Raw genomic sequence first — 22,812 nt, forward strand, 5'->3', positions numbered from 1 at the left:
CCGTGACGCTGCGTGACGCGGCCCGTCCCGCGCCGGTTCCGTCGTGCCTACGCTCCATCCACCGGCGCCGCAGCCGGCACCGACGCGAGGAGCCCGACCGTGACCGACCAGACCATCGCCCGCCAGGTGGAGACGTTCAACGAGGGCTTCACCGCCCAGATCGGCCCGGAGCTCTCCGCGGTGTTCGACGGCGAACAGCGGGACCTCCGCGACGCGGGCGTCCCCGACGGCGTCGTGGCCGTGGGTGATGCTGCCCCGGACGCGCCGCTCGTCACCCCGACCGGCGACACCACCTCGTTCGCCGAGGCCCGGGGTACCGTCCCGACCGTCGTCGTCTTCTACCGGGGCGCCTGGTGCCCGTACTGCAACATCACGCTCCGCACGTACCAGCAGGAGCTGCTGCCGGCGCTGCAGGAGCGCGGGGTCCAGCTCGTGGCCGTGTCGCCCCAGACGCCGGAGGCCGCAGAACAGTCGATTGCGAACGGCGAGCTGGTGTTCCCGGTGCTGACCGACCCCGAGAACGTCCTCGCCGGGCGGTTCGGCATCGTGACCGAGCCCAGCGCCGCGGCTCGCGGTGCGCACACGCAGCTCGGGTTCGACGTCGCGGACAGCAACGCGGACGCGACGGCGGCGATCCCGTTCCCGTCGGTCTTCGTGATCGACGCCGAGGGCGTCGTCCGCTTCGCGGACGTGCACGTGGACTACACGACGCGCACCGAGGTGGCGACGGTGGTCGCCGCGGTCGACGACCTCCTGGTCGCGAACCGCTGACGCGGACCGGACGGGAGGCACGGCTCGGGTTCCGCGCGTGCCGGACGCGAGCCGTGCCTCCCGTCCGGTGCCTGCGTCAGGCGTGCAGGTGCCGCGCGAGGAACGCGATCTGTGCCGGGGCCATGCGTCGCCAGAAGGCGGCGTCGTGCGCTCCTGGCTCGAACCCGCCGGCCGGCGCCGTGTCGAACCCCTCGACGTAGGTGCGGACGGCGGGTTCGAAGCCGTCGCCGTTGCCGATGTCGATGCGCACCGGGACGCCGTCGAGTTCGCGTTGCCGACCGAGCACGGTGTTCGCGCGGAAGTCCTCGGCGTCGTCGAACGCTCCTCGGGCGGTGTCACCGGCGCTGGTCCACAGCGCAGGGCTGAGTGCTGCGACGGCACGCACCCGCGAGGCCCCGAGGAGTCCGCCGAACCGGAGTGCGCCGTAGCCGCCCATCGAGTTCCCGGTGAAGGCCAGTCGCCCGGTGTCGTACCCGTGCTGCTCGAGCATGGGGACGAACTCGTGGAGGACCATCGCGCCGGGGTCGTCCCCGTCCGCCCGACGGTGCCAGTAGCGGTTGCCGCCGTCGACGCCGGCCACGGCGAAGGGCGCCCCGCCGTGGGCGACGTGCTCCGCGAGGAACCGCTCGTACCCGAGGCCCTTGCCGAAGAAGGTCCGGTGCGAACCGCCGTAGCCGTGCAGGGCGACCGCGATCGGCAGCGGCTCGGACGACTCGGGCGCGGCGATGGTCCAGCCGACGGTCCGGCCGCCCCGGGCCTTCGACTCGAACGAGCCGGAGGTCGTCGGGACGGGCGTGACGTCGGGGATCCTGCCGGGCTGCCCGTTCAGCCCGAGGGCGCGGTACATCGACGATCGTCCCGGCAACCAGCGGAGCTCGACGGCCTCGGCGACGGCCGCGACGGCGACGACGGCGCCTCCCCCGGCGATGAGGGCGCGGCGGGTGACTCGGGACGCGGTCGGGTGCACGATCGGAGCGTAGCGGCGGGCGGTCCCGTCGTGAGCCTTGTTCAGCCGGGCGTTCCGTGTGAGGTCGTGCAGGAGCCGTCCGCGCGGTGGGCCCGTACGACCGCGTCGGCGACGGCACGGGCGGTCGCCGTGCCGGTCCGCCCGTCGCGGAGCCGCATCGCGAGGGCGCCGGACACGACGAGCAGCAGGTCCTCGGCGAGCGCCGGGGCGTCGGACGGTCCCACGAGCGGCTCGGCGGCGACGGTGAGCCGCTCGCGCAGGGTGTCGGTCTCGCGCGACAGGACCGCGCGGACCTCCTCGGGAGCGTCGGCCAGCTCGGCGGCGGTGCCGAGGAACGCGCACCAGCGGGAGCCGGTCGGTGTTGAACGGAAGGCGTCGAGTGCGTCGAACACGGCGTCGAGCCGGGCTCGGTCGTCGGGCGCGGCGGCGAGCGCTCGGTCCCAGGTGGCGGTCCACTCGTCGTGCCGACGGTCGAGCGCGGCGGCGACGAGTGCCTCCTTGCTGCCCCACTCGCGGTAGAGCGTGGCGGAGGAGACCCCGGCGCGTTCGAGGACCGCGTCGACGGGGGTGGCGGTGATGCCGCGGGTGAAGAACAGCTCCTCGGCGGCGTCGAGGAGCTTGCGCCGGGTCCCTGTGCGCATCGCCATGGGTGCAGCCTAGGCTCAGCGATGTGAAACGATCGTTTTCGTTACGGGGGGCCGCCTTCCTCGGCTCCGGGCTGGCGCTGATCGCGGTGACGTACGGCCTGGTCCGACTCGCCTTCGGGCTCTTCCTGCCCGACGTGCAGCGTGACCTCGACCTCGACGCGACGTCCGCCGGGTGGGTGTCCGCCGCTGCGTCCGCGTGCTACTGCGTCGGAGCGTCGGCGGGGTTCGTGCTCGCCCGGTCGCACGCCCGGTCACTCGTCCTCTCGGCCGCCGTGACGGCCGCCGCGGGGGCGCTCGGGATGGCGGCGAGCTCCGGTGCCGTGGTCTTCTCGTTCGCGGCGGTGGTCGGCTCGGCGAGCGCCGGTCTGGCGTCACCGGCGCTCGTGCGGCTAGTGGAGGAGCGGCTGTCCGGGCCCGGTCGTGCCCGGGCGCAGGCGTTCGTGAACGCGGGGACCGGCCCGGGGCTGGTCGTCGCGGGGGTGCTCGCCCTCCTGCTCCTGCCCGACTGGCGGACGGCCTGGGCGGTGTCCGGTGTCGCAGCGGCGCTGGTCGGTGCCGCGGTGCTCGTCGCCGCCGGCCGTCGCGACGAGCTCGGCGCCGGTGCGGGGCGTTCGACCCCGGGGCGGCGGTGGTCCCGTGCGCACGCCCGGCTGCTCGTCGTCGCCCTGCTGTACGGCGCCGGGACCGCGAGCGTCTGGACCTTCGGTCGGTCGACGCTCGTCGATGCCGGGGCCTCGACGGAGACGTCGGTGCTGCTGTGGGTCGCGGTCGGGGTCGGTGGCGCGGCGGTCACGGTCACGAGCCGGTGGACAGCAGGGCTCCGGGCGCGGACGCTGTGGCTGGTGACGGCCCTCGTCACGGCCGCCGCCGTCGCCGTCGAGGGGGTCGTTCCGTCGTCCGGCGCGGTGTCCCTCGCCGCCGGCGTGGTCTTCGGGTGGGGCTACACGGCCGCGACCGGTGCGCTCATCGCGTGGACGACGGAGATCGCCCCGGAGCACGCCGCGGCGGGCACGTCCGTGCTGTTCGTCGTGCTCGTCCTCGGTCAGGCGGCCGGGGCGGCCGGCCTGGGGACCGTGCTCGACGCTGCGGGTCCGGCGGTGGCGTTCCTGCTCGCGGCGGCGGTCACCGCCATCGGTGCCGTGGGCTCGTCCCGGTGGCGTCGATCAGAGGAGCGGGCGGAGCTCGACCTTCCGGTTGCAGGCGCGTGACGCCTCGGTCGCGATCCGCTCCGCGGTCTCCGGGTCCGGGAGGTCGAGGACCCAGAAGCCCGCCACGTACTCGGCGGCCCCGACCGCCGGCCCCGGTCGGACGATCGGTCCGGCACCGCGGGCGTCGACGACCGTCGCGTCGGCGGGCGCCGAGACGCCGGCGGCGAAGACGATCCGGCCGTCGGCGTCCAGTCGCTCGTTGAGGGCGTCGACCGCTGCAGCCTCGGCCTCGGTCGCCGACTCGGTGCGACCGACCGCGGCGGCCTGGCCGTCGTCGATGACGTTGACGAGGAACTGCATCGTGCCTCCCGCTCCAGGTGCCCCGGAGACTACGCCCGGCGGAGCAGCGCGGTTCGGTACCGTGGTCGCATGGGGGCGACGACGGGCGAGTGGTCACGACTGCCGGTGGGCCGACCGGAGCTGCGACAGGACGCCGTGCTCGCCGGCTCGCTCGCGCTCGGCATGGCCACCACGGTCACGCTCTACGGGGCATCGGGTGCGTACGACGACGACCAGGCCGCGTGGTGGGTGTCCGCGCTCATGGTGCTCGCGAACACCGCACCGATCGCGTTCCGCCGCCGGTACCCGATGTCGGTCCTCGTGGTCGTCGCGCTCGCGTTCGTGGGCACGCAGCTGCTGCACGTGCCGGAGCTCTTCGTCGTCAACTTCACGCTGTTCATCGCGCTCTACACCGTCGGCGCCTGGTGCTCGGACCGGGTCCGCGCCGAGGCCGTGCGGTGGGTGGTGATCGGCGGCATGTTCGCCTGGCTGTTCCTCGCGATCGTGTTCCGCTGGTCGATGCCGACCGCGCTCCCGAACGACGGCGACGCCCTCATCCCGCCGTACATCGCGTACTCGCTGCTCAACGTCCTCATCAACGTCGTGTACTTCGGTGCCGCCTGGTACGCCGGCAACCGGGCCTGGAGCGCCGCGGTCGCCCGCCACGAGCTCGACCTGCGGACCGCCGAACTCACCGCGGAGCGCGAACGCTCGGCTGCGCAGGCCATCACGATCGAGCGCGTCCGGATCGCCCGCGAACTGCACGACGTCGTCGCCCACCACGTGGCCCTGATGGGTGTCCAGGCCGGCGCCGCACGCCGCGTGCTCGGGCGCGACCCGGAGCAGGCCGCGGCGTCGCTCTCGGTGGTCGAGGACAGCGCCCGCACCGCCGTCGAGGAGCTCCGGCGCATGCTCGGCACCCTGCGCTCGCACGACGCGAGCGACGGCCCCGGCGAGGACACGGACCGCGGCGGGGCCCGTACGGCCGTCGGCGCCGCGCCGAGCACCGAGGGCATCGGCCGGATCGCGGAGGTCGTCGAGGCGGCACGGACCGCCGGACACCCGGCCGACTGGTCCGTCGTCGGCGAGGAGCGTCCGGTACCGCCGACGGTCGCCGCCGTGGCGTTCCGGGTCGCGCAGGAGGCCGTGACGAACGTCCTCAAGCACGCCGGCCACGGGGCCCGCACGGACGTCCGGCTCCGCTACCTGGCGGATGCCGTCGAGGTCGAGGTCACCGACGACGGCCGCGGCGGCACACACGACGGCACCGGCAGCGGCCTGGGCCACGTCGGGATGCGGGAACGGGTCGCCGCGGTCGGCGGGACCGTCGAGATCGGGCCGCGCGCCCGGGGAGGGTACCTGGTGCGGGCATGGCTGCCGACGACCTGACCATCGTGCTGGCGGACGACCAGGACCTCGTCCGCGCCGGCTTCAAGGTGATCCTCGAGTCCGAGCCGGGCCTGCGCGTCGTGGGCGAGGCGGCCGACGGGGCGCAGGCGGTCGACGCGGTCGTACGGCTCCGTCCCGACGTGGTCTGCCTCGACGTGCAGATGCCGGTGGTGGACGGCCTCGAGGCCGCTCGCCGCATCGCCGGCCTCGACGACCCGCCCGCGGTGCTCGTGCTGACCACGTTCGACCACGACGACGCGCTCTTCCAGGCACTCGAGGCCGGTGCGAGCGGGTTCCTGCTGAAGAACGCCTCCCCCGAGCGACTGATCGAGGCGGTGCGCACCGTGGCCGCCGGGGACGCCCTCCTCGCGCCGGACGTGACCCGCCGGGTGATCAGTCGCGCCACCGCCGCGACGGCACCGGCACCGGCCCCGACCCCGCCGGTCGACACCACGGCGGTCGCCGCGGCCGCCGTCGAGCGCGCGGGCCTGACCGAGCGCGAGGCCGAGGTGCTCCGACTCCTCGCCCGGGGGCTGAGCAACGCCGAGATCGCTCGCGAGCTGTTCGTCGGCGACGCCACCGTCAAGACGCACGTGTCGAACGTGCTGCAGAAGCTCGCGCTGCGCGACCGCATCCAGGCCGTGGTCTGGGCGTTCGAGCACGGCGTCGCCGGGTAGGGCTCAGTCGCGCTTGGCGCAGGTGACCGTGGCGGCGTTCTGACCGGAGACGTTGTCCGGCAGCGGCGCCGAGGAGGCCCGCGGGGCGCTCGGCGTGCCGGCCGGGGCCGACGCCGAACCGGACGAGGCCCCTCCGGACGAGCCCGCACCGGACGACGAGCCCGAGGACGGAGCCCCTGACGGCGAACCGGATCCCGACGACGACCCGGACGCAGACCCCGACCCAGACCCGGACCCCGATCCGGTTCCGGACGGGGACGCGCTCGCGTTCGGGTCCTTGACCGCCGAGCGACCGAGGCTGTCCTCGCCGAGCACGACCGGCTCGTTCGCCTTGAGCACGGCGTTGAGCTGGGACGCCGCGTCCTCGGACACGATGACCCGGTTCGTGTCGGACGGGTCGTCCGCGACCGGGTACTGCACGAAGACCATCTGCGACAGCCCGACGTTCTGCACCGCCAGGGCCATCCGCGCGAGGGTCGTGGGATCGGCGAGCGTGTCCGAGAGGGTCATGTGCTTCGCGGCGGTCTCCGCCAGCCGCAGCACCCGCCCGGGGTTCGTCAGCGTGCCCGCGGACACGGTCTGCCGGGCGAGGGCGGACATGAAGGTCTGCTGGTTGCTGATCCGGCCGAGGTCGCTCCGGTCGCCGACGCCGTGCCGCGAGCGCAGGAACGCCGCTGCCTCGGCTCCGGAGAGCTCCTGGTTCCCGGCCTGCAGGTCGAGTGCCGGGGAGACGTCGGTGTCCACGATCGGGGTCGCGAGGCAGACCTCGACGCCTCCGACGGCGTTCGCCATCGACACGACGCCGTCGAACGTGATCATGCCCGCGTAGGGGATCTGCAGACCGGTGAGGTCCGAGATCGTCTTCGCGACGCAGCCCAGACCGTGCTTCTCGCCACCGCGGGACAGTGCGGTGTTGAGCATCGCCGCGTCGGTCGCCGGGGTCACGGAACCGCTGTCGTTCGTGCACGCGGGGATCGGGATGACGAGGTCTCGGGGGAAGCTGACGACGGCCATGTTGGTGTGGTCGGCGGAGATGTGCACGAGCAGGGTGGTGTCGTTGTTGCCGACACCGGAGCTCGCCCGGCGGCTGGCGGGGTCGTCGAAGCCCGCGCCCTGCCCGTCACGGGTGTCCGTCGCGACGAGGAGCATGTTGACCTCGCCGGACTGGGCGGTGAGTTCCGGGGCCGCCTTCGCCGTCGTGCCGGGCATCGCGAGCGACACCGGCGGCTTCGCCTGGCTCACGACCTGGTACGAGGCGATCGCGGCCACCGATCCCGCGCCGACCAGGGCGACCGCGGCGGACATCGCGACGAGGCGGGCGGCGAACCCGATCGGGCTGCGCGGTGCGAGGCGTCCGTGTCGCACGGCCCGCGCCGGACGCTCGGCGTCGGGCTGGTCCTGCTGCTCGGTCACGTGCTCCCCCTCGATGCTGGTGCGCCCGGTCGGGACCCGTGCGTGGCCGCGCCCTGTGCCGTGCGTGGCCGCGCCCTGTGCGCGGCGGGGCGCCCCTCTCGGGAAGGAGCGCCGACGCCGCATCGTACCGACGGTCGCCGCCGGATCGCTGGGACGCCCCCTCGCGCCCGCACGACGACGCGGCAGCGCCTCGACGCGGCAGCGCCTGAACGCGACAGCGCGACAGCGCGACGACGCGACGAGACGACGAGGCGACGAGGCGACGGGGCGAGACGATCGCACGGCGTCTCCCCCGGACGGCGGAGGCGACCACCTCGGAAGTCCCGCCGGCAGCCGGAGGCGAGCCGTGCCTCCCGGCCAATAGCGTCGAGACGTCGGCGAGGTGCGCCGACGGAAGGGGAACCAGCGATGCTCACCATCGAGGGCGTGACGAAGCGCTTCGGCGAGCGCCGGGTCCTGGACGACGTCGGCTTCGACGTCGGCCGCGGACGGCTCACCGGCTTCGTCGGGGGCAACGGCGCCGGCAAGACCACCACCATGCGCATCCTGCTCGGGGTGCTCGAGCCCGACACCGGGACGGTGTCGATCGACGGCACCGCGATCGGACCGGCGGAGCGGAAGCGGTTCGGGTACATGCCCGAGGAGCGCGGTCTGTACCCGAAGATGCGGGTCGCCGAGCAGATCACCTACCTGGCCCGACTGCACGGCGTCGGCAAGCGCGAGGCGGCCGAGCGGACCGCGCAGCTGCTGGAGCGCCTCGAACTCGGGAAGCACGCCGACGACGAGGTCGAGAAGCTGTCCCTCGGCAACCAGCAGCGCGTGCAGGTCGCCGCCGCGCTGGCGCACGACCCGGAGGTGCTCGTCCTGGACGAGCCGTTCTCGGGCCTCGACCCGATGGCCGTGGACGTCGTGCTCGGCGTCCTGCGCGAGGCAGCGGGACGTGGCGTCCCGGTGCTGTTCTCGAGCCACCAGCTCGACGTCGTGGAGCGCCTGTGCGACGACGTCGTGGTGATCGCCGAGGGGCGGATCCGCGCGACCGGGCCGCAGGAGGACCTCCGGCGGCAGGCCGGTCCGCCGGCGTGGGAGCTCCTCGTCGACGGCGACGTCGCCTGGCTCCGCGACGAGCCGGGGGTGACCGTCCGCGACTTCGACGGCGGGTACGCCGTGTTCGAGGCGTCCGACGCGGTCGCCCAGTCCGTCCTGCAGCGTGCGGTGTCGTCCGGCACCGTCGGTTCGTTCGCTCCCCGGGTCCCTCGGCTGAGCGAGGTCTTCCGGGAGGTCATCCGGTGAACGGTTCGTTCGTGTCCGCGGTCCGGCTCGTCAGTGCGCGGGAGATCCAGGCGCGTGTCCGGAGCAAGGCGTTCATCGTCTCGGCGCTCATCCTGGTCGTGATGGTCGTCGCGTCCATCGTGGTCGCCGGCGTGGTCGGCAACGCCACGTCCGACGACAGGACGCCGGTGGCGGTCGCCGAGGGCGTCAGCCTGCCGTCCGCCGACGGTCTCGACGTGACCCCGACCGCGACGACCGCCGCTGCCGAGCGGCTCGTCCGGAGCGGGGAGGTCGACGCCGCGATCGTGCCGTCCGACGACGCGCTCGGGTTCCGGGTCGTGGGGCTCGACTCGACCCCGAACGGGGTCGTGCAGGCGCTCAGCGTCTCCCCGACGGTCGAGCTCCTCGACCCGGACGCGCTGCCCGAGGGCCTGGTGTACATCGTCGCGCTGGCGTTCGGCGTCGTGTTCTTCGCCTCGGCGGTGACGTTCGGGCAGTCGATCGCGCAGAGCGTCGTGGAGGAGAAGTCGACGCGGGTCGTCGAGATCCTCATGGCGGCCATCCCCGCTCGGGCGCTGCTGGCGGGCAAGGTGCTCGGCAACAGCATCATGGCGTTCGCGCAGATCGTGGCGGTGGCGATCGCGGCGACCATCGCACTGGCCCTGACCGGCCAGGACAACCTGTTCACGCTGCTCGGACCCAGCATGCTGTGGTTCGTCGGGTTCTTCGCGATCGGGTTCGTGCTCATCGCGTCGCTCTTCGCGGCGTCCGCGGTGCTGGTGTCCCGTCAGGAGGACGTCGGCAGCGTCACGACCCCGGTGATGATGCTCGTGATGATCCCCTACGTGCTGATCATCGTCGCGTACTCGAACCCGACGATCCTCGGGATCATGTCGTACGTGCCGTTCAGCGCGGCGATCGGCATGCCGATGCGGATCTTCCTCGGCTCGGTCGAGTGGTGGGAGCCGGTGCTGTCGCTCCTCGTGCTCCTCGCCTCGGTGGTCGTGGTCATCCTCGTCGGTGCTCGCATCTACGAGAACGCGCTGCTCCGGACCGGCGGTCGCGTGAAGCTGGCGGAGGCGATCCGCGGCTGACGCCGCGAGGGACGGACGGGAGGCCCGGATCACGTGAGCAGGTCTGCTCACGTGATCCGGGCCTCCCGTCCGGTGCGCGTGGGCACGTACCCACACGCACGAACGCGCTCACGCGTTCACGCGCTCACGCGTTCACGCGCTCACGCGCTCACGCGCTCACGCGCTCACGCGCTCAGCGTCGCGAACCCGGACCGGTGCCAGACCAGCGGACTGTGCGCGAAGTCGGACATGAGCCCGAGGACCCGCAGCACCACGATGTCGTGGTCGCCCGCCGGGTAGGTGTGCTCGACCGAGCAGTCGAGCCAGATCGGCGCTCCCTCGAGGAACACCGAGCCGGTGTCCGACACCGACGTCTCGACGCCGACGAACCGCACGGCCTTGTCCTTCGAGGCGAGCTGCCGCGTGACCTGGGCGTGACCCTCACCGAGCACCGAGACACCGATGGTCCGGGCGTCGCGGAGGACCGGCCAGGTGGAGGACGAGTGCTGCACCGCGAACATCACGAGCGGCGGGTCCTGCGAGACGCCGACGGTGAACGACGACGCGACCAGGACCGTCGGCTCGTCGTCGACGACCGCCGCGAGCGCCGCGACCCCGCACGGGAAGCCGGAGAACGCCTGCCGGAGCGCGGTGAGGTCGGGAGCCTCGGGCGAGTAGGGGCTGATCATGAGCGGATTCCTTCCTGGAGGCGCGTGGCCGCACCGAGGACGACGTCGCGCCACCGCGCGGTCCAGTCGTCCGTCGCCGCGGGTTCCGAGTAGTGCTTGTCGTTGAGGTACAGGGCGGGTGCCGGGACCGTCGCGCCGAGCTCGACGAGGACCGGCTTGAGGAACACCTCGGGGGCGAGGGCGTGGGCGGGTCCGGCGCCGAGCATGAGCGGCGCCGCGACGACTCCAGCGAGTCCGTCACCGGTGGCGAACTGGTCGAGGAAGAGCTTGAGGACGCCGGTGTAGGTCGCCTTGAACGTGGGCGAGGCGACGACCACGAGGTCGGAACCGGCGACGGTCCGGACGGCCTCCCCCACGCGGTCGTCGCCCCAGCCGAGGAGCCCCGGTCCGAGGTCGACGACGTCGACCACGTGGTCGGGGGCGCTCCCGGTGAGCCGGTCGAGGACGACCGTGGCGGCGTCGAGGGTCCGCGATGCCGGCTTGGGGTTGCCGGCGACGACGGTGGTGATCATCGGGTGTGCTCCAGGGGTCCGGTGGCGGGGTGTGCCTGCAGTCCACTCCCGGCGCGTTTCGCCGCCGTGGCGACTCCGTGTCGGGTCGGTTACGCCAGGCCCGCCGCGAGTTCCGCGCACCGAAGACCCTGGTCAGCGGGCTGCGGTGCCGGTCCGGACGGACAATGCGCCAGTCGCACCGCCCGGACTTGTGAGAGTCGTGTTCCGGCTGTGGTCGTCTCGTGCGTCCACCGTGTTTCGCCCCGGTGCCGCCGCCGCGCGGACATGCGGATCGGCGCGGTGGCGGGGATCGGTGGCGCGGTCCCGAGGTCCGTCGGACCGCGGCAGGACGGCCCGGAGCGTGGACGACACCAGTGGCCTAACACGAGCGAAACAAACGCGTGACAGGACCGTTACCGGGGGACGCCCTGCGCGTCCGATCCGTCCGTTACGTTCGCATCAGCCCCACCGGAGCGGCCCTGTCAGCCGGATGCCACGCTCCCGGTGACCCGCTCCCTCTCCTCGCGACGGACCTCGTCGTGCCCACCCCGCGCCGCGGGGTCTTCGTCGTCCCCGCACCACGGCTCCCCGCAGCACCCCACCCGTCCCCGCACCACGTCCTGGAGGTCACCGACCGATGTCGTCCCCCGCACCGACCCGAACACGCTTCGCCCGCCCCGCGGTCCTCGCCGCCGCCCTCAGCGGCGTGCTCGTCCTCTCCGCCTGCTCCGCCACGTCCACCGCCTCCACCGACTCCGCGGACGACTCGGCCGGCGTCTCCCACGCGACCAGCCAGATCACGGCCGCGAGCGTCGACCCCGAGTTCACCTTCGAGGGCAAGCCCTTCGACCTGTCGGGGATCGCCGGCAAGACGATCTTCAACATCCCGAACTCCTCCGCCGTCCCGTTCATCGTCTCCGTCGACGAGGCGGGCGAGGCGCTGGCGAAGCGGTACGGAGCGAAGTGGATCGAGTACACGAACCAGGGCACGCCGACCGAGCAGTCGGCCGGGATCGACCAGGCGATCAGCCGGAAGGCCGACATCATCGTCCTCGCGCAGGGCGTCAACGGCGAGCTCATCGTCCCGGCGCTGAAGCGGGCGAAGGCAGCTGGCATCCCGGTGCTGATCAGCCACACCTACCAGACCGGTGAGTCGCTCCCGTCGCAGCTCCAGCCGCTCGTCGCCGCACAGGTCACCGCGCCGTTCCACGAGGCCGCGAAGCTCAACGCCGACTGGGCCATCAAGGAGACGAAGGGCAAGGGCGACGTCCTCATCATCACGTCGTCCGAGGTCCCGCCGTCGGACGGCATCGTCAAGGCGATGCAGGAGGAGTTCGACCAGTACTGCTCCGGCTGCAAGGTGAAGGTCACGAACGTGCCGGTCGCCGACTGGGCCACGAAGATCTCGTCCACGGTGCAGTCCGCGATCCAGTCGGACCCGAACCTCGACTACGTCCTGCCGATCTACGACTCGATGGCACTCTTCGTCGAGGCCGGCGTCACAGCGGCCGGCAAGACCGGGCAGGTGCACACGTCGTCGTACAACGGCACGCCTGCGGTCATGAAGATCCTGCAGCAGGGGAACGTCATGACGATGGACATCGGCGAGAACATGGAGTGGCTCGCGTACGCCACGATCGACCAGGCCGGTCGCGTGCTCACCGACACCCCGATCATCGAGGACGGCAACGAGGAGACGCCCCTCAAGGTCTTCACGAAGGACAACGTCGACGAGGCCGGCACCCCGCCCGCCTCGAGCAAGGGCTACGGCGACGCCTACAAGACCGGGTACGAGAAGATCTGGGGCGCGGCGAAGTGACCGACACCCGGGAGGCACGGCTCGGGTCCGCAGCGTCCGCTGCGGCCCCGGGGGCCGCAGCGGACAGCACGCCGGTCCTGCGCATCAGCGGGCTCACCAAGCGGTTCGGCGGACTCACCGCGCTCGACGACGTCGAGCTCGAGGTCCGGCCCGGTCAGGTGCACGCGCTGCTGGGCGAGAACGGCTCCGGCAAGTCGACCCTGATCAAGATCCTGTCCGGCACGTACGCGCCGGACCCCGGAGCGACGATCGAGGTCCGTGGCAGCCGCCTGCCCCTGCCCGTGCCTCCCGGGTACTTCCGCCGCGTCGGCATCAGCTTCGTCCACCAGGACCTCGCGCTCGTGCCGTCGCTCGGTGTCACCGAGAACCTGCGGCTGGCGACCGTCGTCGCCGGACGCGGACCGTTCGTGCGGTGGCGCTCGGAGCACCGTGCCGCAGCCGAGCTGTTCGCCCGGTACGGCGTGGACATCGACCCCCGCGCCCGGGTCGAGCAGCTCACCGACACGCAGAAGGCGCTCGTCGCGATCCTCCGGGCCGTCGCCGAGCTCGGGGACGAACGGGCACTCATCGTGCTCGACGAACCGACCGTCTTCCTGCCGAAGGAGGACGCCGACCTGCTCTTCCGCGTCGTCAAGGACCTCGTGTCCGACGGGCGCACCTCGGCGCTCCTCGTCTCGCACGACATGGCCGAGGTCCTCGAACACGCCGACCGGGTGACGGTCCTCCGCGCCGGACGGGTGCAGGCGCACCGCGACACCGCCGACACCACCGCCGACGAGCTCGTCTCGCTCATCGTGGGCCGCGGCCTCGACGTCCCGGTCGCCCGACGGGCGCGTCCAGCTTCCACGGGCGACGCGGTCGTCCGCGTCCGGGACCTCCGCGCGGGCGTCGTCGACGGGTTGTCCTTCGACGTCGCGGACGGCGAGGTCGTCGGGATCACCGGCCTGGCGGGCTCGGGCGTCGAGGACGTCCTGCCCGGCCTGTACGGAGCACGGGCCGCGACCGGGTCGCTCGCCGTGCACGACGTCGCCGTCGACCTCGCCCGCGCCACCCCGGCGGCGTCGATCGCGCGTGGCGTCGTCTACGTCCCCGCCGACCGGAAGCGGGAGGGCGGCGCGCTGACCCTGTCCGTCGAGCAGAACGTGACGCTCCCCGTCCTCGGGAAGCTCCGTGGGCTGCTCGGCCTCTCCCCCGCCCGCGAGCGGTCGTACGTCGAGGGCCTCGTCCGCGACTGGGACGTCCGCCCCGCCGACCCCGCCGCACTGTTCGGCACCCTGTCCGGCGGCAACCAGCAGAAGGCCGTCCTGGCGAAGTGGATGCAGGACGACCCGCGGCTCGTGCTGCTGCAGGAGCCGACGCAGGGCATCGACGTCGGAGCCCGCGCCGCCATCTTCGCCATGCTCCGGAGGACCGCCGAGCAGGGCGTCCCGATCGTCTGCGCCTCCACGGACTACGACCAGCTCGCGCAGATGTGCGACCGGGTCGTCGTCCTCGCCCACGGCCGCGTCCACGACGTGCTCACCGGCGACCGCATCGACCGTGACCTGATCGCCGCCGCGGTGGTCGCCAGCCTGGTCGACCCCGCCACCGAAACCTCCACCGACTCCTCCCCCGTCAAGGAGAACGCCTGATGTCCACCACCGCCGACAAGGTCCTCGAGCCCTCCGTCATCCGTGCCGCGCGCCCGCGCTTCTCGTGGGGGCACACCGAGCGGTACGCGCTGCTCGGCGCCTGGCTCGTCATCGTCATCGCGTTCAGCGTGGCCCTGCCCGACACCTACCCGACCCTCGGCAACCTGCAGAACATCCTCGGGTCGCAGTCGGTGCTGCTCATCCTCGCGCTCGGCTTCCTGTTCCCCCTGACCGCCGGCGAGTTCGACCTGTCCGGGGCCTCGACGATGTCGCTCTCCGCGATGACGATCGCCGTCCTCAACGCGAAGATGGACGTTCCGCTCCTGCCGGCGATCGCGGTCGGCCTCGTCATCGGCGTCGTCGTCGGACTCGTCAACGGGATCCTGACGGTCGCCTTCCGGATCGACTCGTTCATCGTCACCCTGGGCACGTCGACATTCATGATCGGGATCATCCAGTGGATGAGCGCGTCCTCGTCGGTCACCGGGATCGACGCCGCGCTCGTGAACGCCACGGTGGGATGGCGCGGACTCGCGGGGTTGCCCCTCGCGTTCGTGTACGGCCTGGTCGCGACGATCGTCGTCCTCGTCGTCCTGAGCGCGACCCCCGTCGGCCGCCGGCTGCTCTTCGTCGGCACCGGCCGGGCCGTGGCCGAGCTCTCCGGACTCAACGTCCGGCGGCTCCGCGTCGGCGCCTTCGTCGGTGCGGGACTCACGGCCGCGGTCGCCGGGGTCGTCTACGCCGGCACCCTCGGCGGAGCGGACCCGTCCAGCGGCCAGTCGTTCCTCCTCCCCGCGTTCGCCGCCTGCTACCTCGGCGCGACCGCGATCATCCCCGGCCGCTTCAACGCGATCGGCACGTTCATCGCCGTGTACTTCCTGTTCTCCGGCGTCGTCGGTCTGCAGATGCTCGGCGCCGACAACTTCGTGCAGCAGCTGTTCTACGGCGGCGCCCTCATCGTGGCCGTCGCCGTCTCGCAGACGATCCGCCGCCACGCCGTCGCGAGCGCCGCCAAGGCCGCCGCGAAGCAGTCCTGACCATCCCACCCACCACAGAAAGCGAGTCCCCCATGGACATCGGAGTCTTCATCCCGATCGGCAGCAACGGCTGGCTCATCTCGACCACCTCGCCGCAGTACAAGCCGTCGTTCGACCTCAACCTCGAGATCGTGCAGAAGGCGGAGGCGTACGGCTTCGACTTCGCCCTGTCGATGATCAAGCTGCGCGGCTTCGGTGGTCCGAGCGGGTTCTGGGACGAGAACCTCGAGTCGTTCACCCTGATGGCCGGGCTCGCCGCCCGCACGGAGCGGATCCGGCTCTTCGCGACCACCGCGGTGCTGACCATCCCGCCGGCGATCGCCGCGCGCATGGCCGCGACCGTCGACTCGATCTCGCACGGCCGCTTCGGGCTGAACCTCGTCGCCGGGTGGCAGAAGGCGGAGTACGACCAGATGGGCCTGTGGCCGGGCGACGAGGTGCACTTCAAGCGCCGGTACGCGTACCAGACCGAGTACATGCAGGTCATGAAGGAGCTGTGGGAGACCGGCCGCAGCGACTTCCAGGGCGAGTACTTCCAGATGGACGACTGCCGGATGCTGCCGAAGCCGACCGCGCACATCCCGATCGTCTCGGCCGGCCAGTCGTCCCAGGGCATGGCGTTCGCCGCCGAGTACTCGGACTACAACTTCTCGATGGGCGTCGGCGTGAACACCCCGACCGCCTACGCCGAGCAGAACAAGGCGCTCCTCGAGGCCCGCGCGAAGACCGGCCGTGACGTCGGCTCCTACGTCCTCTTCATGGTGATCGCCGCCGAGACCGACGAGGCCGCGCAGGAGAAGTGGCAGCGGTACAGCGACGGCGTGGACGTCGAGGCCATCGCGTGGATGACCGGCCAGGCCCTCACCGACACGAACGGCGAGGACGGCAACACCGCCAAGCGCATCTCGCTCCCCGAGGGCGCCGTGAACATGAACATGGGCACGCTCGTCGGGTCGTACGAGCACGTCGCCGCGATGCTCGACGAGGCCGCCGACGTCGAGGGGACGAAGGGCATCATGCTCGTGTTCGACGACTTCCTGCAGGGCATGGACGAGTTCGGCACCCGCATCCAGCCGCTCATGCGCACCCGCGAGGGCGTGGCCTCCGTCGCACCGAGCGCGGTCACCGCGTGACCGCCGCAGCGAGCGGCCCGGTCATCGAGGTCGCGGTCGTCCAGTCGGGCGAGACCCCCGCGGACGCCGACGTCGCGCTCGACGAGCTCATCGCGCGCTTCGAGGAGGCAGCGGAGGGCGCCGACCTCGTCGTGTTCCCCGAGCTCGCGACCACCCCGTACTTCTGCGGTGTGGTGAACGACAGCCGGAAGTCCTGGGCACAGCCCGTCCCCGGGCCCGCCACGGCACGGTTCGCGGAGGCCGCCCGGCGACTCGGCACCGCGGTCGCGTTCGGGCTGTACGAGGACGCCGGTGACGCGCAGTACAACAGCGCCGTCCTCATCGACGCCGACGGGACCGTGGTGCAGGGCACCGACGTGCACGGCGACCGGGTCCCGACCTACCGCAAGACCTCGATCCCGAAGGACGACCTCTCCGACGTCGACGAGAAGCACTACTTCTCGCCCGGCTCCGGGCCCGTCGTGTTCGACGCGCTCGGCACCCGCTTCGGCATGCTCATCTGCTACGACCGGAGCTTCCCGGAGTACTGGCTCGCCGCGCGTGCGGCCGGCGCGGAGGTGATGCTCGTGTTCGTGTCCTCGATGGGCTTCCGCGAGACGCTGTTCACGCAGGAGCTGCAGGTGCGGGCCATGGAGACGCAGACGTGGGTCGTCGCGCCGAACCGCGGCGGGCAGGAGACGCTCGACGGCAAGACGGTCAGCTACTTCGGCCGGTCCTCGGTCGTGACCCCGCGCGGTGCGCTCGTCGTCTCGGCTCCCGCCCACGAGGCCGGCCCGGTCGTCCGCGCCACGGTCGACGTCGCCGAGGTCGCCGCCGCCCGGCGGGACTTCCCGCTCGGCCGCGACCGGCAGCCGGGCGTCTTCCGCTGGCTGGCCGCCGCGCACGCGCAGGCGGTGCCGGTGTGAGCGCCGTCACCGAGGCGACGGACGTCTTCACGATCGTCCGGGGCACGATCGCCCCGGAGCTCGAGCGGGCACTGGCGGCGAGTCGGGCAGACCCCCTCCCCGCGGCACCGAACGCCCTCGCCGCGGAGCCCGGGCACAGCCAGACGCTGTTCGCCCGGATCCTCGGCGAGACGCCGAGCCGACCAGCGGACAGCCGGACGCCGCAGCGCACGAGCGCCGTCGACACCGCACGCGCCGCTGCCGACCCGGCGGGCGCCTCGGTCACCGGGCTCCTCGCTGCCTTCGCCGAGGGCGCCACCACCCCCGAGGCGGTCCTCGACGTCCTCGCCCCGCTCTGGACGGCCGACGCCGTGTGGTCCGACGCGGTCCTCCGGCTCGTCGACGGTACCCGTACGGCCGCAGCCGAGTCCACCCGTCGATGGGCGGACGGCTCCGCGCGGCCGCTCGAGGGCGTCCCGTTCGCGGTGAAGGACATCATCGACATCGCCGGCACCGTGGTCACGAGCGGCTCGCTGCAGACCGGCGACCGGGTCGCACCGACCGACGCCACCGTCGTCGCACGACTCCGCGCGGCCGGAGCGATCCCGGTCTTCACGGCCGCCACGACCGAGTTCGCCTGCGGCGGCCCGCACAACGCCCGCTACGGCGCGGTCCGGAACCCCTGGGACGCCGACCGGTGGACAGGTGGGTCGTCCACCGGTTCGGGGTCGGCGCTGGCAGCCCGGATCGTCCCGCTGGCCCTCGGGACCGACACCGGCGGCTCCATCCGGGTCCCGTCCGCGCTGTGCGGCACGACCGGCATCAAGCCCACGTACGGCCTCGTCCCGCGCACCGGCGTCACGAGCCTGTCCTGGACCCTCGACCACGTCGGTCCGATGGCACGGACGGCCGAGGACTGCGCGCTCGTGCTCGACGTCCTCGCCGGGGGCGACGCGGAGGACCCGACGGCACACCCGACCGTGCCCGACCTGACCGCGGATCCCGACCGGGTCGTCGGGATGCGCATCGGCGTCCCGGGTACCTGGTTCACCGAGCGCGTCGACGCAGCGGTCCTCGGGGCGCACGCGGCCGCGGTCGACGCTTTCCGCGAGCTCGGTGCGCACATCGTGCCGATCGAGTTCGACGACCTCGAGGCCGTGGACTCCGAGTGCTGGACCGTGTTCTACGGCGAGCTCGCCGCGAACCAGGAGGCGAACGCGCCGACCGCCGAGCTGTTCGACGACGGCACCCGCGCGCGTTTCGACGTGTCCTTCACCCCCACGGCCGCGGACTACCTCCGTGCGCTCCGGCGGCGCCCGCTCGTCCAGGCGGCGATGGTCGCCCGCATGGACGAGGCCGGGGTCGACGTCGTGCTGACCCCCGGCATCGGTGCGACGGCCCCGCGGCTCGACGACCTGACGATGTCGGTCGACGGCGAGCGGTTCAACCTGCACGAGGTGGTCCCGCGCAACACCCGCCTGTTCGACTACGTCGGGTTCCCCGCGCTGATGATGCCCGCGGGGATCGCTCCCGACGGGCTGCCCGTGGGCGTGCAACTCGTCGGCCGGCCCTGGGCGGACGGCACCGTGCTGTCCGCGGCGGTCGCGTTCCAGCGCGCCACCGCCCACCACCTCCGCGTCCCCCCGGCGTCCGCCTCGGGAGGGCCGTCCCATCCGTAGCCGCACCACCGACGAGGGCGCCGCCCGCCGACGTGCCTGGCAGGTGCTCTGCGCCTCCAGCCTCAGCGTCGTCCTCGTCTTCATCTCCTCCAGTGCCCTGCTCGTCGCGCTCCCCGACGTCAGCGCCGCCCTCGACGCGAGCGCACTCCAGTCCAGCTGGGTCCTGCTCAGCTACATGCTCACCACGACGACCCTCATCCTGGTGTTCGGCCGGATCGCGGACCTGGTCGGCCGTCGACGGCTCTACCTCGCGGGGATCCTCGTCTTCCTCGCCGCCTCCCTCGCCTGCGGGTTCGCGCCCGACGCCGCGGTCCTGATCGGCGCCCGACTCGTCCAGGGCGTGGGTGCCGCCGCGATCGTCACGAACACCACGGCGCTGCTGACGGACGTCTTCCCCGAGTCGATCCTGTCGCTCGGCCTCGGCGTCAACGCGACGGTCGCCGCCGTCGGCCAGGTTGTCGGACCGATCGTCGGCGGGCTCGTCGCCGAGTCGCTCGGGTGGCGCTGGATCTTCCTCGTCGGTGTGCCCGTGTCGCTCGCCGGGCTGCTCTGGTCCGTCCGGCTGGTCCCCCGGACCACCCGTCCGCGCACCGGCGAACGGTTCGACCTGCCCGGCGCGCTCCTGTCGATCGCGACCGTCGGTCTGCTCGTCGGTGCCGTGTCGATCGGCGGCTCGTCGGGGTGGAGCAGCCCCGGCACGATCGCGACCGCGGCGAGCGCCGTGCTGATCGGGTGGCTGTTCGTCCGGACGCAACGACGGGTCGCGCACCCCCTCGTCGACCCGGCGATCTTCCGCGACCGCGCGACCATCACGTTGTTCTCGGCAGCCGGGCTCTGCGCCCTCTCCAGCTACGCGCTCGTGCTCCTGGCGTCCCTGACGTTCCAGGCGGTCTCCGGGAAGGACGCGGTCGAGGCCGCCCTCTGGGTGCTGCCGACGCCGATCGGCACGACCGTCGCCGCGGCGAGCGCCGGGGTCCTCGCACGACGGGTGCCGGCGCGGACGCTCTCGACCATCGGCATGCTGCTGATCGCCGTCGGCGCGGCCGTGCTCGCGGGATCGCTCGCGGACGACGGCGCCTACGCCGTGACCGCGCTCGGGCTGGGGGCGGTCGGCGTCGGGACCGGGGTGTTCATGACGCCGAGCACGTCGGCCCTCATGGTCCGCGTCCCGGTGCACCGACGCGGGATCGCCAACGCGATCCGCTCGGCACTGCAGAACGCCGGGTTCCTGTTCTCGACGGCGCTCGGGCTGGCCATCGCGACGAGCGGGCTGTCCGCCGCGCAGCAGTCCGCCGCCTACGACGGCAGCCTGCTCGCCCTCTCGCCGAGCGAGGTGCAGGCGTTCGTCGACGGCGTCCGGGCTGCCGCCCTCACCTTCGCCGGCTGCGCCGTCCTCGGTGCGCTCATCGTCGCGTTCGGACCCTTCGGACCACCCGACCGGGAGGCACCGGTGCGGACCGACACGTCGGGCCCCGTCCCGGAGGCGGGGGCGTCGGGGTGACCGCGACCACGCGCCGGGCAGACGGCCGACAGGGCGGACCCGACCCGGGCCTCCAGGCCGACACGACCAGACCAGACGACGGGAGCAGGACCGCATGACCGACGACCACGAGGACTACGCGGCGGCCGGGTACACCGGAGCGCTCGAACCCGGACGGCGGGCGGCGCTCGTCGTCGTCGACCCCGTGACCGCCTACGTCGACCCGACCTGCGGGCTGTACGCGGGGGTCGAGGAGCCGGTCGAGCGGATGCGCGAGCTGACGGCTGCGGCACGGACCGCGGGGGTGCACGTCGCGGTGACGACGATGGCGCTGTCGGCCGACGGGTCGAACGCCGGCGTGTTCTTCCGCAAGGTGCCGGCGCTCGCGGCGTACCTGCCCGGTGCGCCGACCGGGGCGTTCATCGAGGGCCTCGCACCGGAGCCGGGCGACACGCTCGTACCGAAGCAGTACCCGAGCGCGTTCTTCGGGACCTCGCTCGCGGCGGACCTCGTCGCCCGCGGTGTCGACACGCTCTTCATCGCCGGCCTCTCCACGAGCGGGTGCGTCCGGGCCACCGCCACCGACGCGATGCAGCACGGGTTCGTCCCGATCGTCGTCCGTGAGGCCGTCGGCGACCGGCTGCCGAGCGTGCACGAGGCGAACCTGTTCGACATCGCCGCGAAGATCGGTGAGGTGTGGCCGATGGAGCGCGTGCTCGAGCACTGGAGTGGCGCGTGACCGCCGTCGCGCCGACCGCGGCGGCGGTGCGCGGCCGCCCGCGGGACACCGGTGTCGACGAGGCCGTGCACGCCGCCTGCACCGCCATCCTCGCGACCGGCGGGCCCGGTGCCGTCACCGTCCGGGCGATCGCGGACGCCGCGGGAGTCGGGGCGGCGACGATCTACCGCCGCTGGTCGAGCAAGGACCTCCTGCTCACCGACACGGTGATCCGGCTGATGGAGGAGTCGATCCCGACCGTGCTCGACGCGCCGATCGACGAAGGGGTGCTCGGCCTCACCCGTGGCTGGGTGCACGCGCTCGTCGCGACGCCGGTCGGCCGCGCCCTGCCGATCATCGTCGAGCGGGCCGCGCACGAGCCCCGGGTCGCGGACGCGGTCGCGGCGTGGCACCTCGACCGTCGTGTGCGGGTGAACGCGATGCTCCGGCGCGCGATGGACGCCGGCGACCTCCGGTCGGACGTCGACCTCGGCATCGCGGTCGACCTCCTCGGCGGCCCGACCTTCTACCGGCGGGTGTTCGTCTCGCTCGACATCCAGGACCCGGACTACGCGGTCCGGCTCGCGCGGGAGTTCCTGCGGTGGGCCGGCTGGACCGGGGACACCGCGACCGTGGGGGTGGCCTCGTGACCGACACCGTGCACGATCCCGGAGCGGAGCTCGAACGCGACGACGTGGCCCGCCGGCCGACGCCGCCGTGGACGGACATGGGCGTCGGGGACGTCCGCCCCGGCCACCTGATCGGGTTCAACCGTCGGTCCGACGCCGCGCGGCAGGTCTCGGACCTCATCCGCGCCGACATCGTCGCCGGACGCTTCGTCGGCCCGCTCCCCTACGAGTGGGAGCTGCTCGACCTCTACGGGACCACCCGCAACGTCCTCCGTGCGGCACTCACCCTGCTCAAGGAGCAGCGCCTCATCACACGCGCTCCCCGGTCTGGCACGTTCGGCGTGCGGCCGGTCGCCTCGGTGAACCTCGCGCGCACCACCGACGAGGTGACGATCTACGGCGAGACCGCCGGTGGGAGCATCTTCGACTCGCCGCGCCTGAGCATCGTGCACCTCTGCGTGCAGCTCGTCCCGGCGCCGGAGACCGTCCGGCGCAACCTCGAGATGTCCGGGGACGCGGCGTACTTCGTCGAGAGCCTCATCTCGTTCGACGGGGAGCCGAGCCGGGTCCGGACCAGCTGGGTGCCGCAGGAGCGGTTCCCCGACCTCGTGTCCGAGCCGCTCACCGAGTACGTGCCCGACGTCCTCGTGCGGCGCAGCGGGGAGCGGCCGGTCGCCCGGCGGCTCCTGCTCAGCACGGTGAACGCCGACCAGTGGACGGCGGACCTGCTCGACATCGACCCCGGTCAGGCGATCTTCCACATCGAGCGGCTCATGTGCCTCGCCGACGGCACCCCGGTCGAGTACGGGTTCTCGCGGTACCGGGGCGACCGGGCGGTGATCGACTCGCGGGTGGTGTGAGTGGTGATGGCCGCCTCGTGCGGTCACCCGCCTCGCCGCGGTGCGGACGGACGGACGGGAGGCCCGGAT

At 72.9% G+C, this 22,812-nt stretch carries 22 protein-coding genes; 16 read left to right on the forward strand and 6 right to left on the reverse strand.

Translation table 11 applies throughout. The features are described 5' to 3' along the window. Positions 1-99 precede the first annotated feature (99 nt). Positions 100-771, forward strand: a complete 672-nt coding sequence (locus ACSW7Y_RS06845) for a peroxiredoxin-like family protein (RefSeq protein WP_438125566.1) — start codon at positions 100-102, stop codon at positions 769-771. Positions 772-847: 76 nt separating this feature from the next. On the opposite strand, the gene ACSW7Y_RS06850 is transcribed toward ACSW7Y_RS06845, so the two are convergent. Both ACSW7Y_RS06850 and ACSW7Y_RS06855 read right to left on the reverse strand, forming a co-directional pair. Further along, complete coding sequence (locus ACSW7Y_RS06850) at positions 848-1,738, reverse strand: alpha/beta hydrolase (RefSeq protein WP_438125567.1); 891 nt, start codon at positions 1,736-1,738, stop codon at positions 848-850. 41 nt (positions 1,739-1,779) lie between these two features. Then, the gene (locus ACSW7Y_RS06855; RefSeq protein ID WP_438125568.1) at positions 1,780-2,385 is read right to left on the reverse strand and encodes a TetR/AcrR family transcriptional regulator; all 606 of its coding nucleotides are present in this window, start codon (positions 2,383-2,385) and stop codon (positions 1,780-1,782) included. Between the two features lie 23 nt (positions 2,386-2,408). Here ACSW7Y_RS06855 and ACSW7Y_RS06860 point away from each other — a divergent pair, with 23 nt between their 5' ends. Then, complete coding sequence (locus ACSW7Y_RS06860; protein WP_438125569.1) at positions 2,409-3,593, forward strand: MFS transporter; 1,185 nt, start codon at positions 2,409-2,411, stop codon at positions 3,591-3,593. Here ACSW7Y_RS06860 and ACSW7Y_RS06865 read toward each other — a convergent pair. Further along, positions 3,549-3,893: a YciI family protein gene (locus ACSW7Y_RS06865; protein ID WP_438125570.1), complete on the reverse strand. Its 345-nt coding sequence runs from the start codon at positions 3,891-3,893 to the stop codon at positions 3,549-3,551. The two genes, ACSW7Y_RS06860 and ACSW7Y_RS06865, sit on opposite strands and share 45 nt — an antisense overlap. A 69-nt stretch (positions 3,894-3,962) precedes the next feature. Here ACSW7Y_RS06865 and ACSW7Y_RS06870 point away from each other — a divergent pair, with 69 nt between their 5' ends. After that, positions 3,963-5,261 carry a sensor histidine kinase gene (locus ACSW7Y_RS06870; protein WP_438125571.1) on the forward strand — a complete coding sequence of 433 codons (1,299 nt, stop codon included), beginning with the start codon at positions 3,963-3,965 and terminating at the stop codon, positions 5,259-5,261. After that, the gene (locus tag ACSW7Y_RS06875) at positions 5,243-5,938 is read left to right on the forward strand and encodes a response regulator (protein ID WP_438125572.1); all 696 of its coding nucleotides are present in this window, start codon (positions 5,243-5,245) and stop codon (positions 5,936-5,938) included. Before ACSW7Y_RS06870 ends, ACSW7Y_RS06875 begins: the two co-directional genes overlap by 19 nt. 3 nt (positions 5,939-5,941) lie before the next feature. Here the strand turns inward: ACSW7Y_RS06875 and ACSW7Y_RS06880 are convergent, their stop codons facing one another. Further along, a complete protein-coding gene (locus tag ACSW7Y_RS06880; protein ID WP_438125573.1) occupies positions 5,942-7,351 on the reverse strand; it encodes an LCP family protein in 1,410 nt (469 codons plus the stop codon). Positions 7,352-7,759: 408 nt separating this feature from the next. Between ACSW7Y_RS06880 and ACSW7Y_RS06885 the strand changes: the two genes are divergently transcribed. Both ACSW7Y_RS06885 and ACSW7Y_RS06890 read left to right on the forward strand, forming a co-directional pair. Further along, entirely contained in the window at positions 7,760-8,641 is an 882-nt protein-coding gene (locus ACSW7Y_RS06885; protein ID WP_438125574.1) for an ABC transporter ATP-binding protein, read from the forward strand. Positions 8,642-8,652: 11 nt separating this feature from the next. Next, a complete protein-coding gene (locus tag ACSW7Y_RS06890) occupies positions 8,653-9,714 on the forward strand; it encodes an ABC transporter permease (protein ID WP_438125575.1) in 1,062 nt (353 codons plus the stop codon). 164 nt (positions 9,715-9,878) lie between these two features. On the opposite strand, the gene ACSW7Y_RS06895 is transcribed toward ACSW7Y_RS06890, so the two are convergent. After that, positions 9,879-10,382, reverse strand: coding sequence for a flavin reductase family protein (locus ACSW7Y_RS06895; protein WP_438125576.1), 504 nt, complete (start codon positions 10,380-10,382; stop codon positions 9,879-9,881). Then, complete coding sequence (locus ACSW7Y_RS06900; RefSeq protein WP_438125577.1) at positions 10,379-10,894, reverse strand: NADPH-dependent FMN reductase; 516 nt, start codon at positions 10,892-10,894, stop codon at positions 10,379-10,381. The genes ACSW7Y_RS06895 and ACSW7Y_RS06900 overlap by 4 nt, the downstream gene beginning before the upstream one ends. Positions 10,895-11,510: 616 nt before the next feature. On the opposite strand from ACSW7Y_RS06900, the gene ACSW7Y_RS06905 reads away from it, so the two are divergent. From ACSW7Y_RS06905 to ACSW7Y_RS06950, 10 genes are all read left to right on the forward strand, one after another. Continuing rightward, a complete protein-coding gene (locus ACSW7Y_RS06905; RefSeq protein ID WP_438125578.1) occupies positions 11,511-12,692 on the forward strand; it encodes a sugar ABC transporter substrate-binding protein in 1,182 nt (393 codons plus the stop codon). Then, a complete protein-coding gene (locus tag ACSW7Y_RS06910; protein WP_438125579.1) occupies positions 12,689-14,323 on the forward strand; it encodes a sugar ABC transporter ATP-binding protein in 1,635 nt (544 codons plus the stop codon). The genes ACSW7Y_RS06905 and ACSW7Y_RS06910 overlap by 4 nt, the downstream gene beginning before the upstream one ends. After that, entirely contained in the window at positions 14,323-15,360 is a 1,038-nt protein-coding gene (locus tag ACSW7Y_RS06915) for an ABC transporter permease (RefSeq protein WP_438125580.1), read from the forward strand. The genes ACSW7Y_RS06910 and ACSW7Y_RS06915 overlap by 1 nt, the downstream gene beginning before the upstream one ends. 32 nt (positions 15,361-15,392) lie before the next feature. Continuing rightward, a complete protein-coding gene (gene rutA, locus ACSW7Y_RS06920; protein WP_438125581.1) occupies positions 15,393-16,493 on the forward strand; it encodes a pyrimidine utilization protein A in 1,101 nt (366 codons plus the stop codon). Beyond that, positions 16,490-17,398, forward strand: coding sequence for a carbon-nitrogen hydrolase family protein (locus ACSW7Y_RS06925; RefSeq protein WP_438125582.1), 909 nt, complete (start codon positions 16,490-16,492; stop codon positions 17,396-17,398). The genes rutA and ACSW7Y_RS06925 overlap by 4 nt, the downstream gene beginning before the upstream one ends. Beyond that, positions 17,395-19,056, forward strand: a complete 1,662-nt coding sequence (locus ACSW7Y_RS06930) for an amidase (RefSeq protein WP_438125583.1) — start codon at positions 17,395-17,397, stop codon at positions 19,054-19,056. Before ACSW7Y_RS06925 ends, ACSW7Y_RS06930 begins: the two co-directional genes overlap by 4 nt. 43 nt (positions 19,057-19,099) lie before the next feature. Next, a complete protein-coding gene (locus tag ACSW7Y_RS06935; protein ID WP_438125584.1) occupies positions 19,100-20,557 on the forward strand; it encodes an MFS transporter in 1,458 nt (485 codons plus the stop codon). Between the two features lie 94 nt (positions 20,558-20,651). Continuing rightward, positions 20,652-21,275, forward strand: a complete 624-nt coding sequence (locus tag ACSW7Y_RS06940) for an isochorismatase family protein (RefSeq protein ID WP_438125585.1) — start codon at positions 20,652-20,654, stop codon at positions 21,273-21,275. Further along, entirely contained in the window at positions 21,272-21,904 is a 633-nt protein-coding gene (locus ACSW7Y_RS06945) for a TetR/AcrR family transcriptional regulator (protein ID WP_438125586.1), read from the forward strand. Before ACSW7Y_RS06940 ends, ACSW7Y_RS06945 begins: the two co-directional genes overlap by 4 nt. Further along, entirely contained in the window at positions 21,901-22,743 is an 843-nt protein-coding gene (locus tag ACSW7Y_RS06950; protein WP_438125587.1) for a GntR family transcriptional regulator, read from the forward strand. The genes ACSW7Y_RS06945 and ACSW7Y_RS06950 overlap by 4 nt, the downstream gene beginning before the upstream one ends. The last annotated feature ends 69 nt before the right edge of the window (positions 22,744-22,812 follow it).

The sequence above is a fragment of the Curtobacterium flaccumfaciens genome (assembly GCF_051548005.1).
Classification (GTDB): domain Bacteria; phylum Actinomycetota; class Actinomycetes; order Actinomycetales; family Microbacteriaceae; genus Curtobacterium.

Excerpts from the sequence above, each read along its gene's own strand:
- ACSW7Y_RS06885 (WP_438125574.1), top strand. The coding sequence starts at position 7,760 with ATGCTCACCATCGAGGGCGTGACGAAGCGCTTCGGCGAGCGCCGGGTC.
- ACSW7Y_RS06915 (WP_438125580.1), top strand. The coding sequence starts at position 14,323 with ATGTCCACCACCGCCGACAAGGTCCTCGAGCCCTCCGTCATCCGTGCC.
- ACSW7Y_RS06870 (WP_438125571.1), top strand. The coding sequence starts at position 3,963 with ATGGGGGCGACGACGGGCGAGTGGTCACGACTGCCGGTGGGCCGACCG.
- ACSW7Y_RS06865 (WP_438125570.1), bottom strand. The coding sequence starts at position 3,893 with ATGCAGTTCCTCGTCAACGTCATCGACGACGGCCAGGCCGCCGCGGTC.
- ACSW7Y_RS06875 (WP_438125572.1), top strand. The coding sequence starts at position 5,243 with ATGGCTGCCGACGACCTGACCATCGTGCTGGCGGACGACCAGGACCTC.
- ACSW7Y_RS06940 (WP_438125585.1), top strand. The coding sequence starts at position 20,652 with ATGACCGACGACCACGAGGACTACGCGGCGGCCGGGTACACCGGAGCG.
- ACSW7Y_RS06905 (WP_438125578.1), top strand. The coding sequence starts at position 11,511 with ATGTCGTCCCCCGCACCGACCCGAACACGCTTCGCCCGCCCCGCGGTC.
- ACSW7Y_RS06900 (WP_438125577.1), bottom strand. The coding sequence starts at position 10,894 with ATGATCACCACCGTCGTCGCCGGCAACCCCAAGCCGGCATCGCGGACC.
- ACSW7Y_RS06855 (WP_438125568.1), bottom strand. The coding sequence starts at position 2,385 with ATGGCGATGCGCACAGGGACCCGGCGCAAGCTCCTCGACGCCGCCGAG.
- ACSW7Y_RS06895 (WP_438125576.1), bottom strand. The coding sequence starts at position 10,382 with ATGATCAGCCCCTACTCGCCCGAGGCTCCCGACCTCACCGCGCTCCGG.
- rutA (WP_438125581.1), top strand. The coding sequence starts at position 15,393 with ATGGACATCGGAGTCTTCATCCCGATCGGCAGCAACGGCTGGCTCATC.